General features: G+C 70.7%; 17 protein-coding genes and 1 pseudogene. 4 read left to right on the top strand and 14 right to left on the bottom strand.

Going from position 1 to position 13,498, the window contains the following annotated elements:
- Positions 1 to 199 precede the first annotated feature (199 nt).
- The 9 genes from AB0I23_RS28830 to AB0I23_RS28870 all read right to left on the bottom strand — a co-directional run bounded on the left by AB0I23_RS28830 (position 200) and on the right by AB0I23_RS28870 (position 7,877).
- On the bottom strand, positions 200 to 835 hold the full coding sequence (locus tag AB0I23_RS28830) for a V-type ATP synthase subunit D (protein ID WP_359113580.1): 636 nt from the start codon (positions 833 to 835) through the stop codon (positions 200 to 202).
- Positions 832 to 2,211 (bottom strand): V-type ATP synthase subunit B, encoded by a 1,380-nt coding sequence (locus AB0I23_RS28835; protein WP_359113582.1) that lies wholly within the window; start codon positions 2,209 to 2,211, stop codon positions 832 to 834. The genes AB0I23_RS28830 and AB0I23_RS28835 overlap by 4 nt, the downstream gene beginning before the upstream one ends.
- Entirely contained in the window at positions 2,208 to 3,950 is a 1,743-nt protein-coding gene (locus tag AB0I23_RS28840; protein ID WP_359113584.1) for a V-type ATP synthase subunit A, read from the bottom strand. The genes AB0I23_RS28835 and AB0I23_RS28840 overlap by 4 nt, the downstream gene beginning before the upstream one ends.
- Positions 3,938 to 4,462, bottom strand: coding sequence for a hypothetical protein (locus AB0I23_RS28845; protein WP_359113586.1), 525 nt, complete (start codon positions 4,460 to 4,462; stop codon positions 3,938 to 3,940). Before AB0I23_RS28845 ends, AB0I23_RS28840 begins: the two co-directional genes overlap by 13 nt.
- On the bottom strand, positions 4,459 to 4,680 hold the full coding sequence (locus tag AB0I23_RS28850; protein WP_359113588.1) for a V-type ATP synthase subunit F: 222 nt from the start codon (positions 4,678 to 4,680) through the stop codon (positions 4,459 to 4,461). The genes AB0I23_RS28845 and AB0I23_RS28850 overlap by 4 nt, the downstream gene beginning before the upstream one ends.
- Positions 4,681 to 4,682: 2 nt before the next feature.
- Positions 4,683 to 5,099, bottom strand: a complete 417-nt coding sequence (locus AB0I23_RS28855) for an ATP synthase subunit C (RefSeq protein WP_359113590.1) — start codon at positions 5,097 to 5,099, stop codon at positions 4,683 to 4,685.
- Positions 5,096 to 5,953, bottom strand: a complete 858-nt coding sequence (locus tag AB0I23_RS28860; RefSeq protein ID WP_359113592.1) for a hypothetical protein — start codon at positions 5,951 to 5,953, stop codon at positions 5,096 to 5,098. Before AB0I23_RS28860 ends, AB0I23_RS28855 begins: the two co-directional genes overlap by 4 nt.
- A 530-nt stretch (positions 5,954 to 6,483) precedes the next feature.
- Positions 6,484 to 7,413: a hypothetical protein gene (locus AB0I23_RS28865; protein ID WP_359113594.1), complete on the bottom strand. Its 930-nt coding sequence runs from the start codon at positions 7,411 to 7,413 to the stop codon at positions 6,484 to 6,486.
- A complete protein-coding gene (locus AB0I23_RS28870; RefSeq protein WP_359113596.1) occupies positions 7,386 to 7,877 on the bottom strand; it encodes a hypothetical protein in 492 nt (163 codons plus the stop codon). Before AB0I23_RS28870 ends, AB0I23_RS28865 begins: the two co-directional genes overlap by 28 nt.
- 136 nt (positions 7,878 to 8,013) lie before the next feature.
- Between AB0I23_RS28870 and AB0I23_RS28875 the strand changes: the two are divergent.
- Both AB0I23_RS28875 and AB0I23_RS28880 read left to right on the top strand, forming a co-directional pair.
- Positions 8,014 to 8,289, top strand: a pseudogene (locus AB0I23_RS28875) (histidine kinase); the annotation flags it as partial.
- A gap of 34 nt (positions 8,290 to 8,323) precedes the next feature.
- Positions 8,324 to 8,488 carry an integrase gene (locus AB0I23_RS28880; RefSeq protein WP_359113597.1) on the top strand — a complete coding sequence of 55 codons (165 nt, stop codon included), beginning with the start codon at positions 8,324 to 8,326 and terminating at the stop codon, positions 8,486 to 8,488.
- Here AB0I23_RS28880 and AB0I23_RS28885 read toward each other — a convergent pair.
- From AB0I23_RS28885 to ccrA, 5 genes are all read right to left on the bottom strand, one after another.
- Positions 8,460 to 9,053, bottom strand: coding sequence for a hypothetical protein (locus tag AB0I23_RS28885; RefSeq protein ID WP_359113599.1), 594 nt, complete (start codon positions 9,051 to 9,053; stop codon positions 8,460 to 8,462). The two genes, AB0I23_RS28880 and AB0I23_RS28885, sit on opposite strands and share 29 nt — an antisense overlap.
- A gap of 138 nt (positions 9,054 to 9,191) precedes the next feature.
- Positions 9,192 to 9,986 (bottom strand): thioesterase II family protein, encoded by a 795-nt coding sequence (locus AB0I23_RS28890; protein ID WP_359113601.1) that lies wholly within the window; start codon positions 9,984 to 9,986, stop codon positions 9,192 to 9,194.
- 148 nt (positions 9,987 to 10,134) lie between these two features.
- Entirely contained in the window at positions 10,135 to 10,338 is a 204-nt protein-coding gene (locus AB0I23_RS28895) for a ferredoxin (protein WP_359113603.1), read from the bottom strand.
- Positions 10,339 to 10,370: 32 nt separating this feature from the next.
- Positions 10,371 to 10,514: a hypothetical protein gene (locus AB0I23_RS28900; protein ID WP_359113605.1), complete on the bottom strand. Its 144-nt coding sequence runs from the start codon at positions 10,512 to 10,514 to the stop codon at positions 10,371 to 10,373.
- A gap of 330 nt (positions 10,515 to 10,844) precedes the next feature.
- A complete protein-coding gene (gene ccrA / locus AB0I23_RS28905) occupies positions 10,845 to 12,194 on the bottom strand; it encodes a crotonyl-CoA carboxylase/reductase (RefSeq protein ID WP_359113607.1) in 1,350 nt (449 codons plus the stop codon).
- A 502-nt stretch (positions 12,195 to 12,696) separates the two neighbouring features.
- Between ccrA and AB0I23_RS28910 the strand changes: the two genes are divergently transcribed.
- Both AB0I23_RS28910 and AB0I23_RS28915 read left to right on the top strand, forming a co-directional pair.
- Positions 12,697 to 12,933, top strand: coding sequence for a flavin reductase family protein (locus AB0I23_RS28910; RefSeq protein ID WP_359113647.1), 237 nt, complete (start codon positions 12,697 to 12,699; stop codon positions 12,931 to 12,933).
- Positions 12,897 to 13,220, top strand: a complete 324-nt coding sequence (locus AB0I23_RS28915) for a flavin reductase (protein WP_359113646.1) — start codon at positions 12,897 to 12,899, stop codon at positions 13,218 to 13,220. The genes AB0I23_RS28910 and AB0I23_RS28915 overlap by 37 nt, the downstream gene beginning before the upstream one ends.
- Positions 13,221 to 13,498 lie beyond the last annotated feature (278 nt).

The raw sequence follows: 13,498 nt of genomic DNA on the forward strand, positions 1-13,498 counted from the left end.
ACAACGGGGCCTTCTCGAATTGCTCCGGCCTCCATACTGCGCGGTGCGGGCTGTCCCGGGCTTGGGCCTACTGGCCCACAGTGCGTGCCGGACAGGTCCGTCCGGCACGCACTGTGGGCCGGCCCCGCGAGCACGTCCTGCGGGGCCCGTCCGAAGGCAGGGCCGCATGCGGCCTTCCGTGCCGCGGACAGATGGTGTGTCATGGCGGGCGCGGTCCTTCTTCCCGCAGCACGCCGGAGGCCCAGCGTCGTCGAACGGCGTCTTCGTGTTCGCTCTGTTCCAGGGCGAGCTCGGTGTGGGTGAGTGCCTCGCGCAGGTGTGGAATCCAGTGGCGTCGCAAGGCGCGGACCCGCTGACGAGTGCTCAGCACCTCCGCGCCGATGATGCGGATGGCGGCAGCGGCGGCGGCGTGCTCGGCGGCAGCCCGGACCGCTTCCCGGTATGCGGCCTCGGCGTGCACCAGGGCGGTGTTGGCCGGGGCGGCTGCGGTGGGTGAGCGGTCGGGCACGGTGCAGGAGACGTTCGCCGGGTACCGGACGCCCATGAAACCGGCCCGGTGGACCTCGACATCGGTGGGGTCCAGTGCCTCTGCTGCCGCCTCCAGGGCCCCCTCTCCGCTCAGCAGGAGCCCGCGCAGCAACCAGGCTTCGGCCTCGCGCAGCCACTCGTGCCAGGCACGGGTGGCTTCCTCCTCGGCCCGTTGCAGACGCTGGTGCTCGGCGTGCAGGATGCGGAGCTTCTGTTCGAGGAGGTCCGCGCCGCGCTCGGCGATGTCCAGGCCGTGCCGCAGACGGAGGCGTCCGGCACGCCCGGGCGGAACCCGAAAGGTGCTCATGGTCCCGATCCGTGCGCGTCGAGGAGGGCGGTCGGCAGCATGGCGAGCTGACTGCGGGGGAGGGCGAGAAGCACCTGCCAGGCACGGTCCAGGGTCTGGTCGAGGGTGCGCAGTTCGTTGGGCCGCTGGTCCACGAAGCGGTGCAGGAAGGCCCGGTCGAACTCCAGGTACCGGCGGTCGGTCGGGCTCAGGGCCGCCTGTCCGACCAGGTCGGTGAGTTCACGGACCTGGCGGGCGCGGGCGAGGGCGGCCAGCAGCTGCGCCGCGACATCGAGATGGTCGTCGCGGGTGCGGCCGGGGCCCGCGCCCTTGCGCATCAGACGGGAGAGCGAGGCGAGCGCGTCCACAGGCGGGTAGACACCCTGGGCGTGGGTCTCGCGGGAGAGCACGATCTGGCCTTCGGTGATGTATCCGGTCAGATCGGGAACCGGGTGGGTGATGTCGCCCGCGGGCATGGTGAGCACCGGCAGGACAGTCACGGAGCCGGGACGGCCCTGGATCCGCCCGCAGCGCTCGTACAGGGAGGCGAGGTCGCTGTACAGGTACCCGGGGTAGGCACGACGGGCCGGGATCTCGCCGCGCGCCGCGGACACCTCGCGCAGCGCCTCGGCATAGCTGGTCATGTCGGTCATGACCACGAGGACGTGCCTGCCACCGTCGAATGCGAGGTTCTCGGCGATGGTGAGTGCCAGGCGCGGGGTGAGGATCCGTTCGATGACAGGGTCGTCGGCCATGTTGAGCAGCAGTACCAGCTCGTGGGCGGCGGAGCGCTCCTCCAGGGCGTCCCGGACGAAGGAGGCGTCGGCGTGGGTGAGCCCCATACCGGCGAAGACCACGCAGAACGGCTCTCCACCGGTGGTGGACTGGGCGGCGATCTGGACGGACAGCTCCAGATGTGGCAGACCGGCGACGGAGAACACCGGCAGCTTCTGCCCGCGCACCAGGGTGGTGAGACCGTCGACAGCGGCGACACCAGTGAGCACCGGCTCTCCGGGCGGATCCCGTCGCACCGGGTTGATCGGGGTGCCGCCGACGGCCGCGGTGGTGGGTCCGAAGACCGGGGGCCCGCCGTCGGCCGGCTCGCCGCGGCCGTTGCAGACCCGGCCCAGCCAGCCGGGGCCGACCGGGATGCGCAGCGGCCCTCCGGCGAAGGCCATCCGCACGCGTGAGGGATCCATGCCGGCGGTGTCCTCCAGGACCTGCACCACAGCAACCTCGCGGTCCACTTCCAGTACGAGGCCGTGTCGCTGCTCGCCGGACTCCAGGGTGATCCGGACGAACTCGTCCCAGCCGACCTCGCTCACCCCTTCGACGACGGCGAGCGGGCCGCGCAGCTCACGGATGGCCGTGTACTCGACTTCGCCCCAGGTGGTCACATCAGCTCCTGCAGTACGGCGAGCACGGCGTCCCGCCGCAGGGCCACGCCCGCCGAGTCGTGCGGGCCGACTTCCTCGCGGGCGCGCAGCAGGGGGCCGAAGTCCGCCTCCTCGATGGAACCTGCCGGCACACCGGCCTCGGCCAGTTCCCGACACCGTGCGACGACCGTGAGGACCGCTTCGGCCAGAGCCGAGGCCTTCTCCGGGCCGCAGTAGGCATCCTGGTCGGAAAGGGCGCTCTGCTGGAGGACCCCTTCGCGTACCAGTTGGCCGCCGAGCACGCTGATGCGCTCCTGGTCGGGGAGTGCGGTGATGCCGATGAGGTCGACGAGATCGGTGAGCCGGTCGGCCTCCGCCAGCAGGGCGCTGATCTCGGCCCGCCTGCCTTGCCAGGCCGGGTCGCCGGCCTCCGCGTGGCCGGCTGCGAGCGCGTCGGCGTCACGCGAGAAGGAGCCCGCCCAGGAGATCGCCGGGTAGCGGCGGGCGTAGGCGAGGTCGCGGTCCAGCGTCCACAGGCAGCGCACGAACCGCTCGGTGTGGGCGGTCACCGGCTCGGCCATGTCCGCTCCGGGCGGGGACACCGCGCCGATCACGGTGACCGAGCCCAGGTCCCCGCCGAGGGTGGTCACCGCACCGGCCCGCTCGTAGAACGCGGCGATCGCCGAGGCGAGGCCCGCTGGATAGCCCTCCTCGGCCGGCAGAGCGCCGGTGCGGGAGGCGAATTCGCGCAGCGCTTCGGCCCATCGCGACGTGGAGTCGGCAATCACCACGACGTCTCGCCCCATGTCCCGGAAGTACTCGGCGACCGTGGCACCGGTGTAGATGCTGGCCTCGCGGGCCATCATCGGCATGTTGGAGGTGTTGGCGATGACCACCGTGCGCTCGGCCAGCCGGCCTCCGGTGCGGGGGTCTACGAGCTCGGAGAGTTCGACGATGACGTCGGCCATCTCGTTGCCGCGCTCGCCGCAGCCGACATAGACAATGACGTCTGCGTCGCACCATTTGGCGATCTGCTGGAGCAGCATGGTCTTGCCGGTCCCGAAACCGCCGGGTACGGCGACCGTACTGCCCCGGGCCACGGGGAAGAGCAGGTCGATCACGCGCTGGCCGGTGTTGAGCGCCTGGCGGGCGTCGAGGCGTTCACGCACAGGGCGTGGCCGACGGATCGGCCAGTCGGTGGTCATCCGCACCTGGGCGCCGCCGACGACGGCCAGCACCGAATCCTGTGGGTAGCCCCCTTCCCGGACGACCTCCTGCACCGGACCGCCGCAGCCGGGCGGTACCAGGATCCGCGTCCACACAGGACCCGCCTCCCGCACCTCGCCGAGTACCTGCCCCTCCGTCACCTGATCGCCCGCTGCCACGGAAGGGGAGAAGGACCAGGTACGCCCATCGGTTCCGCCCCCTCCGCTTCCGGGCAGCAGCCAGTCTTCGCCGCCTGACAGCGGGCGGAGCAGGCCATCGAAGATCCCGCCGAGCAGGCCGGGGCCGAGGCGCGCCGACAGCGGGCCGCCCTGGGGGCGGGCGCGGTGGCCGGGGGCCAGCCCGCCGGTGTACTCGTACGCCTGGGCCGTCACCACGTCGTCGGTGATCGCCACCACCTCGCCGGGCAGCCCGGCCTCGCCGAGGGAAACCAGGTCGTTCATGGCGGTGTCGCCGGTGTACTCCAGCTCGACCAGCGGCCCCGCGACCCGCAGGATCCGAGCATCGGCTCGGGGCGAGCCGGTCACGGTGTCCACAGGGCTTCCGTGTCCGCACCCAGTCGGTCGAGCGCGCGGGCGGCGAGGGCGTCAAGGGTGAAGTCGGCCCGCCGCCCGGCCGCGTGGGCGACCACCCCGCCGCCGGGCTGTTCGGTAACAGTGGCGTCAGGGCCGAGGAGCTGGCGGGCCCGCCGCTCCAGCCGGTCGCGTACACCGGGGTAGCCTGTTGTGTGCCGCAGGGCCCGGACGCGTTCCGTCACCTGACGGCGAAGCTCCTCGTACGCCTCCCGACGGACGGCCAGCTCGCGGGACCTGGCGCTCCGGCGGGCCCGCAGCAGTCCGGCGGCTCCGGCGGCCGCACCCTCGGCCGCACCCTCGCGGCGGGCCTGTTCCACGATCTCCTCGGCCTCGGCCCTCGCGCGGTCGAGCACCGCCTCGTCATCGCGCGCAGCCTGGGCGAGCAGCGTTTCGGCGTCGGCCCGCGCCGAGCGCAGCAACTTGGCGCGCACCGTCGCCAGGGCGTCTGTCTGTCCAGCGGCTGGTGTCGTCATGCCGGCATCACTGCGGTCAGCGGCCGCGTGCTCTCCAATGCCGTCCGGCCGAGCATCTCAGCCGCGGCCGGGGTGACGATCACCAGCGTGACGTCGCCCGACAGACTCCGCCAGGCCCGCCGGACCGCCTCGGGCTCCTCGGCGACCAAGACTTTCACCCCGGCCAGCGACAGCCCGGCCACCCGTACCCGTTCCCCGATGGCTGCCACCTGCCCCATGGTCAGGCCTTGCCCAGCAGCAGGACAGCGACGACCAGCCCGTAGATGGCGATTCCTTCGGCGAGTCCGACGATGACCATGGCCCGGCCGAACAGCTCGGGACGCTCGCTCATGGCGGCCAGCGCCGCCGCTCCGGTGTAGGCGACGGCGATCGACGCACCGATCGAGGCCCCGGCGACCGCGATCGCGGCGCCGATCAGAGCGGCAGAGTTGGTTCCGGACGCGGCAGCCGTGCTGGATGCCGCCCGCGCGACGCCGCCGTTGAGCGCCACCATGAGCAGCGCCAGTGCGCCGCCGAAGAGCAGCGCGTCAGCGGCGATGATCAACCGGAGGGCGGCACGGCCGCGACGCCGCGCCAGTCGGCGGGTGACGGGAAAGATCACTGCGAGGACAGGAAGGGCGATGAGCCAGGCGATCACGGTGCCACCTCCGTACGTTGCGTGGACACATGCCAAGGGCGGAAGGGACGACCCCAGCTCTCGAAGACCCGGGAGAACAGCTCGTAGAACTCCAGCCGCAGGGCCTGTACGCCCGCGACCAGCGCCTCCAGAGAGAACGCAAGGGCATTGCCGACGGTGAAGACCGCCGCAGCCCCTATCAGCCCGACCGGACCCGCGTGGGCCAGTGCGGTCGTTCCTCTCCACACGATGTCGCCGAGCGCCGCATGCGTCAGACCGAAGGCGGCCAGCCGCGCGAAGGAGAAGGTGTTCGAGAAGATGCGCACCACCGCGTCGAAGAGCTGGATCGTGGTCTGCGTCGCACCGGGAACCCCGCCGCCCGAAGCGGCGAACAGGCCCGAAGCTGCCAGCACGAGACCGCCGGCCGCGATCACGGCTCCCGTGAGGGTGAGGAGCGTGTGGTGCAGATAACCACCCGCGGCGAGGCCGGCGAGTCCGAGGAAAAGGGCCGAACCCGCGATGCCTGAGACCGCGTACAACGCCCGCGCCGGGCCGCCCTCCCGCCAGCGGTTGACGATCCCCGCGACGTACGCCAGCGCGAGCAGCACCACGCCGACTGCGACGGCAGCCGTGAGCAGCCGTTCGGGGTGGTCCAGAGGGGCCACCCACAGTACGGGAAGGACCTTCGTCGGACCGAGGAACTCCCCGTAGGCGAAGCCGAACGCCATGCTCGTGCCCCCGGCCCCCGCAACGAAGGGCCACATCGCACGGAGCTGCACCAGCCTCCGGGGGCGGCCGCTACGCAGCAGGAGCGCCATCAGGAGCAGCAGAGCACCATGCCCCGCGTCGCCGAACATCATGCCGAACATCACCACGTACGCGATCCCGGCCGGCCACGTCGGGTCGACATCGACGTACTGTCCCGTAGGTGCGCACCAGTGGCGTGAACGAACGATGCACCGGTCCACTGCTGCGCAACAGGGTCGGCGGGTCGACGCCTCGCGGTGGCGTCAACGGCACCAGTACACCGCCGAGATCGACCAACCGCGCGGCCGTCGCCCGGACTTGGGCGGCCGGGCACCAGCCGGCCAGCGCCACCACATTTCCGCGCCGTACAGCGCTGACGACATGCTCCTCAAGTTGCGCCTCGCCCGCCAGCAGATCCGCGTGGCCTTCGCGTTCCAGGGCGTCGAGGTCGGGAGGGGCAGCGGAGAGCGCCGCTCTTGGCGGCTCGGCACGCAGACGCTGCAGCCGACGCGCGGCCGGTCCACGCTCGCCCTGCCTGGAGCCCTCGGATCGGTCGATTTCGACGCACCCGGCGTCCGCGAGCCGCACGAGAGTCTCCCGGAGTGCCTCGCGCGGCGCGATGATCGCCACCCGTTGCATGGGAACCGGCTTCGCGGCCTCAGACCAGCGCATCGAACGCCTCCAGCGGCCCGCCGCCCCGTGCGGCCGACTCCAGCGCCGCCCGTACCCGCCAGGCGTCAGTGGAGAGCAACGCGACCGCACCGACCACCGGCGCGGCGTCCAGCCGTGAACCGGTCAGCAGCCCGGAGCCGTCCTGCTCGACCCGCGTCCACCAGTGAGCCTCGGCCCGCCAGAGGTCGGCCGGCTCCTCGACACCGTCCACCACCCAGCGCGCCGTGCCCGGCAGTTGCCGACGGAAGTCGGCGAAGGCCCCGGCGTGCAGGGCCCCGGGGCCGAGGACCCGGGCAGCGCGCCGAGCGGACGGCTCCGTCAGCCGACGACCGTGAATGAACAGCTCGCGGCCGACCAGCAGGGCAAGGCGCCCTCCCGCCCAGGACACCGCCTCGGGCACGGCACCCGCCGTGCGGGTGGCGGCCGAGATCCGCAGGCCGACGCCCACCGCCGCCGCCGAGTCGTCCCCCGGATCGCCCCACGCACAGCCGGCCAGCGCGCTCCGCAGCTCGGCCCGCGACCTGATTTCGGCGAGCCGAGGCCAGGCCGTCGCCAGCCCGCCGAGCCGGTACGGGCCGGGTCTGTCGGCGTTCGTGCCCGACAGCGCGCGCAGGTGCGCGTCCACGTTGGCGACCTCGAACCCGGACGCCAGCACGCGGACTACGCCCGCCCCCTGACGCGGCAGCCAGCCCGCGAGCACTCGCAGATTCCACAGCAGAGTCGCTGCGATGGAGCGCTGGGCGGCCGCCAGCCCGGCCTCCGTGTCGAGGCCGCGCCGGTACGCCGTAACAGCGAGGCGCCCGAGGGCGTCATCGAGCGTCGTCGCTGCAGCCACCTCCCGGGCGGCACGGGGGCCCAGGCGGCGCGACACCATGGCTCTGGCCCGGGTCACTCCCGCGACCCATCCCGCTCCCACCGGGACCTCCCCCCGGAGAGTCCCCCCGCGGGCTCAGCGGAGGCGCCGAGTTGTGCGACGTCCGCCACCACGCGGTTGACGAGGAAAGCCATGCGTTGCTGCGCTCGGCGCTGCAGCAGGGCGGCTTCGCGCTCCGACTCCGCAAGACAGCGCGCCGCCTCGCTTTTGGCCAGGCCGCTGGCCTGCGCGGCGCTCTCCGCCCGTACCTCACGGGCGCGGATCCGGGCTTGCTTCACGATCTTCTCGGCCTTGTCGGCGGTGGCCCGTCGGTTCTGTTCCACCTGTTGAGCGGCCTCCTCGCGGATCCGCTGTGCCTCGGTCTCGGCCTGCTCCAGGCGAGAGAGCACTGGGACCAGTTCGGCTGCGAGGTCCGCCGAACGATCTGCGGGCACACCCGTAGGTGCCGCCGGGCCCGGCGAGCCGGTCGGACGGAACCGCATCAGGAAGTCCCTGAACGCCGCCACGAGAACTCCTTAAGGTGTATTCCCATATCAGTGTCCACGGGGGTAACACCGCTGTCGCCCTGGACTGGGCCGATCGGCCCGCACTGACGTACAGCGGTCTCTTCGCAGCTCATCGGGTGGGCGCCCGACCGGTCAACGAGATCTGCACGACTTGGCCATTCAGCGGCTGTTCGCGAGGGGGATGCCGCCGCAGAGCGTGGTGCGGCTCGTGGAGCAGCCACAGGCGAGTGAGCGGTTGCTACGCGCGGTCGACGATCTGGACGAGACCATCAAGATCATCCGGTCCACCATCTTCGGACTCCGCGCCCGTGACTCGGGCCGGGCCGGCCAGGGGCTGCGCGCTCGGACGGTGACCGTGGTCGAGCAGGCCGCACGGACCCTGGGCTTCCAGTCGGCCCTGCGGACGGGCGGGACACGCCGGGATTTCGTTTCGGCTGTACTCCGGCGTGGACCCGGCGGAGTGCGCCCGCCGCGCAGGGCAGAGCATCGAGGTCCTGTTCCGCCACCACGCGAAGTTCCTCGACGGCATCCGGGAGCAGGCCGACCGTCTCATCGAGGAGTCGATGCGGGAGTGGGATCGCGTCAGCCGTGGCTCAGACGCTGCCGAGTGAGCCGGTCTTTGGACCGGAAACAGACCGGAACTGGCTGGTCATGAGCGGGATACCTGTGGGAGGAAATGGGAGTCACCACGCAATCCAGGCCCGGCTGTAGGCGGTCCGAACGAGGGGCGTCGGGCGGGCAAATGCCCAGCGGGGCCGTCCCTTCTTCGCGCCCGTGGTGATGACGATTCGCCGGGCGATGTCGCGCAGGCATCTCCTCGTCGCGCAGGCTCATCACCTCGTCGCGCAGGCGGCGGGCCATGGACAGCAAGTCGGCGTGGGTGAAGCGCACGCCGCCGATGCTCTTGCTGCGATTGCGGGCGGGTTCGTGGCCTTCGAGGGTGCGGTCGCGGATGTACTCGCGCTTCATGTCGGACATGGCGGCGAGCATGGTGAACACTGTGCCGGACAGGTTGTGCGAGCCTTTCGGCCCCCCGGTGACTGAGAAACTCTGGCCGACGTCGCTCGCCTTCAACTCCTCGGCGGGCATGGCTGGTTCGATGCCGAGGCGCTTGTGCTCGTGGACGACGAGGGTGACGCGCATGCCGGAGGAGTGCATCTCACCGGCCAGCTTCACGGCGGCCTCCAGCTCGGGACCCTTGGGTGGCGGTACTGACGAGCACCCGGCGCGGACCGGGCCGCTGCAGTGCGACGGGTACGGAACAGCGCCGGCCTGGCCGTGGCGCAGCCTGGGCGCCGATGCCGTGTGGCACGGTCACGATGCCGTCGTCAGCGATCCGGCGGCTGCCTGCGGGTCGGCGGGTCCGGACCGTGGCGCCGGCAGGGCACGGGCGATCTCCGCCATGATCGTGCGTGTCGAGGTGTGGACGAAGAAGTGTCCGCCGGGCAGCATCCGCAGCTGAGATCCGCCGGATGACTGCCGGCGCCATCCATGCAGCCGGGCCGGGGTGACCATGGTGTCGGCATCACCGCCGAACACCGTCAGGGGCAGCGGCAGCGGGGGTTCGTCCAGGTACTCGTAGGACTCCAGCACCGAGAAGTCAGCACGCAGTGTGGGCAGCATCAGCTCCATCAACTCGGCGTCGTCCAGAATCTCCTGGGGCGTGCCGCCGAGGTAACGCAGCTCCTCCAGCACGTGTTCGTCCGGCGCGTTGTGGATCCGCGGCCGGTTGGGGGGCGCGTCGGGCGCGGGGCGGCCGGACACGAACAGGTGGGCGGGCAGCATCTGGCCCCGCCGGAGCAGGGCCCGCGTCAGTTCGAAGGCGAGCAGACCGCCCATGCTGTGGCCGAAGACCGCGAACGGCCGGTCGAGGAACGGCCCGACCGCGTCTGCCAGCCCGTCCACCAGTGGCCGCAGTCTGCTGATCGGGGGTTCGCCGATGCGGCCACCGCGGCCGGGCAGCTCCAGCGGGCATATCTGGATGTGCTCGGGCGCGAGTGCGTGCCACTCCCGGTACGTTGCGGCACTACCGCCGGCATACGGGAGGCAGAACAGCCGGTAGGCGGCATGCTCTTGGGGCATCCAGCGGCCGAACCACGGGTTGTTCACTTTGGGTTCTCCTTCTCAGTTCGGCCCCGGTGGCCGGCCCGACCCGGGCCGGGCCGGCCACCGGCCCAGCGGCGGCGTACGAATCGGTGCGGCCCATGGCGGGCGGTCATTCGGTCGGGTCGGTTCCATGGCGGTGCGGTGAGCGCGGTCAGCCGGTGGTGGTGTCCACCAGCTTCAGGGCGCGGGAGGGACAGCGCCACACCACACCCCGGACGGCCGCGACACGTTCGGCCGGCGGGTCGGACCGCAGCACCACCACGGTGCCGTCGTCGGACTGGTCGAACAGGTCGGGCGCGGTCAGCGCGCACATGCCCGAACTGACGCATACATCGGGGTCGGCCTCGATGCGCATGCTCGTCGTCGCTCCAGGTTGTCGGGAGGTGGTCACCAGGCGACCAGCAGCCGGTGCACGCCGTGGATGGTCATGTTGTCCCGCATCGGGATCTCCTCCGGCGTTACGGCCAGCCGCAGGTCGGGGAACTCGCGCAGCAGCGGTAAACCGTGACGAGCGGACGTAAAACGACGCACGGAATCCCTCCGTGCGCGATTTCTTCCGTTGTTACTCGTTTTTGTTGCAGGTGCGCATGGCCTAACTTTCCAAGAATGAGGCCGGGTCAGTCAAGGGCTCCAAGGGTGCCGACGAAGGGCGCCAAAGCGGCCCATGGCTGCGTCGTTCTCGCGGTCGACGGCGACGCCCTCGACACCGCCATCAGCTGCTACCTGCGCGAACGCGCCCCCCAGCAGCCCCAGAAGAAGGAACTGGTCCAGATCGCCGTGGACGGCAAGCCACTGCGCGGCGCGGTTCGCCTCGACGGCAGCCAGGACCGACGGGGGCGCCCGGCGGGCGCCGCACGCCTGCTATCCGGCCGCGGGCGCGGGATCGATACGGAACCGGTTGATCGCCGCCTCGTGCCTCGCCCGCAGTTGCGGGTCCCGCACCCCCAGGCCCTCGTGGGGGGCGAGGCATAGCACGCCGACCTTGCCCTGGTGTCGGTTGTGGTGCACGTCGTACACGGCCTGCGCGGTCTGCTCCAGCGGAACCACCTGGGAGAGTGTGGGGTGGATGCGTCCTCTGGCGATGAGCCGGTTCGCCTCCCACGCCTCCCGGTAGTTCGCGAAGTGGGTGCCGATGATCCGCTTGAGGTTCATCCACAGATAGCGGTTGTCGTAGGTGTGCTCGAAGCCTGTGGTGGACGCGCAACTGACGATGGTGCCGCCGCGGCGTGCCACGTACACGCTGGCCCCGAACGTCTCCCGGCCGGGGTGCTCGAAGACGATGTCCGGGTCCTCGCCGCCGGTCAGTTCTCTGATCCGGGACCCGAACCGCCGCCACTCGTGCACATCCTGGGTGTGTTCGTCGGACCAGAAGCGGTACCCCTCCGCGGACCGGTCGATCACCAGCTCCGCGCCCATCCGCCGGCACGCCTCCGCCTTCTGCGGGCTGGACACCACACACACCGGCGTGGCCCCGCCGTTGAGGACGAGCTGGGTGGCGTACGAGCCGAGGCCGCCGGAAGCTCCCCAGATCAGCACCGTGTCCCCTTGCTTGAGGCGCGCCCCGTTGGGCGAGACGAGCTGCCGGTAGGCGGTGGAGTTCACCAGGCCGGAGGCGGCGGCCTCCTCCCAGGTGAGGTGGCGCGGCTTCGGCATCACCTGGTTCGCCTTGACCAGCGCCAACTCGGCCAGCCCGCCGAAGTTGGTCTCGAACCCCCAGATCCGCTGTTCCGGGTCGAGCATGGTGTCCGCATGCCCGTCGGGATGGTGCAGCTCCACCGACAGGCAGTGTGCCACCACCTCGTCGCCGGGACGCCAGGCGGTCACGCCGTCACCGCAACGCAGCACAACCCCGGCCAGGTCGGAACCGAGCACGTGGTACGGCAGGTCGTGCCGGGCCGCCTGCGGCGACATCTTGCCGTACCGGGACAGGAAGCGGAAGGTCGGCAGCGGATCGAAGATCGAGGACCACACGGTGTTGTGGTTGATCCCGCTGGCCATCACCGCGATCAACACCTCGCCGGCGGCGGGCTGGGGTGCGGCCACCTCGTCGAGATGCAGGGACTTGCGCGGGTCCTTCTCCTCCCCGGCGAGTCCGTCGAACATCGCCACCTCATCGGCGTGCAAGGTGATGCCCCGGTAGAACTCGGGCACCGGAAGGGCCGCGACGGCGTTTGGCTCACCGGCCAGGATCGCGTCGAGGATCTTCTGCATGTTTCGGGCCTCTTTCTGGCTCAATCGGCGATAAAGACATGCGATAAGGCGAGAGGGCGGAACGCGGGAACACGGTAGTAATGCGATCGGTCACCGTGATGTCCGTCTCAGGATCGCGCAGCCGGATTATGGGGCTCGCGGTTCATTCATGTTGCACACGGTGAGCACAAGAGTCCAGCGAGCCGACATGCGTTGCGCACCGCCGCGTGTTCAAGTGTCCAAAACAGTCAGTTGAACACCCAGGCTGTTGGCTACGGCGGAAACCCCTACGTCGGAAGCCTGGGCGTTTCACACTTCCCCGAATTTACCGGACATTTCGCCTCTTTGGCTTTGAACTACTCGTGGAACGCCGTAAACCTCGGGCCCGGGGGCATTTCCCACCGCCCGGCCGGCCGGCACGTGGATCCCACCGCCGCGGAGCGCGAGTTCGCCGAGCTCACAGCGGAAGCGACGGCAGCGGTGGCCGCCCTGCCCGGTTGCCACGAGCATCCCGCCGGCATCAATGACTGTGCTGGAGCAGTCGTGCGAGCCGTACCTCGCGGGGGAATTCGGCGAGTCCATGAGCACGTTCCGCACCGGCTTGACCATCGTCGCGGCCGTCAACGGTGCCGACCGCGCGCACTGCCTGACCTGCGCCTCACTGACGAGCGTCACCCTGACCCCGTCCACCTTGCCGGTGTACTTGAACGCGGCGAGCGGCACTTGGCCGCGCTGCTGCGGCGCGGCGCGCTCATGGTGAACCCGCTGCACGAGCGGTGCCGATACCGGCCGCGGAGTTCTCCTCCAGGGCCGCCGACCGCTTCGAGCAGATGGTCTGGGGGCCGGGGGCCGCGGCGGCAGCCGTGGCTGTACGAGGAAACCCTCGCCGCGGCCGGCTGCGAGGTCAGCGAGACCGTCGTGTTCGGCGACCATATGGCGGTCTTCGGGCGGGTCGTCCATGTGACAAGCAGCCCCACCATTCCGCTGCTCTACGGCATGCGGGAGTTCTCTACATGGGTGAACAGCGGTGCGACGGCCGTTTCTTGACGGGGTGGGCACGCTCGTGGATGCTGACTGGCGAACGGGGTGGATCTTGCCGAAAATGTTCCCGACCCCGGTGATTCCGAATTCGTTGACCGCCCGTACGGGCTGCTGTTGTACCGGTTTCTGTCCAGGTGATCAGAAATGGTGTCGCGGCAGCCGGCCGGGCCTTAGCAGACGCCGCCCGACGGAACTCGCAGGGATATCCGTGAGCACGGCTGATTTTGCGGTTTCCTGCGACATCCAACGAGTGCTTGCCCAGTGTGAGAGGACGGTTTGATGCA

The organism is Streptomyces atratus (genome assembly GCF_040655115.1).
In the GTDB taxonomy this organism is placed as follows: Bacteria; Actinomycetota; Actinomycetes; order Streptomycetales; family Streptomycetaceae; genus Streptomyces; species Streptomyces atratus_D.